This is a genomic window from Novilysobacter erysipheiresistens, from assembly GCF_036663935.1.
Lineage (GTDB): Bacteria > Pseudomonadota > Gammaproteobacteria > Xanthomonadales > Xanthomonadaceae > Novilysobacter > Novilysobacter erysipheiresistens.
In genome coordinates, this window is the sequence record NZ_JAXGFP010000033.1 from 1 (window position 1) to 319 (window position 319).

Annotated in this window: 1 protein-coding gene; it reads left to right on the top strand. The window is 62.1% G+C overall.

Features of this window, described 5'->3' with window-relative positions:
• On the top strand, positions 1–319 hold a 319-nt coding region (locus tag SNE34_RS14805), incomplete at both ends, for a right-handed parallel beta-helix repeat-containing protein (RefSeq protein WP_332618392.1).

Consider the following 319-nt stretch of genomic DNA (forward strand, 5'->3'; position numbering starts at 1 on the left):
CGATATCGAGCCCGACAAGCACAACATGGACCGGGCGGAGAACATTCGTATCGAGGACTGCCTGATCCGCAACAACGCCGGCAACGGCATCCTGGTCTACCACCGGGTGAAGCAGGTGGTGATCAAGCGCTGCAAGATCGAATACAACGACGGCTTCGGCGTGCTGACGAAGAGCGCTACCCGCGGCTACGTCGCCCTCAACCGGATGAGGCACAACCGGCTCGATGGCCTGCGCATCGGTGACGGGACCCGGGATTACGCGGTTACGGGCAATTACTTCCGCAACAACACCACCCGCAACCACGGCATCGTGGGCGCC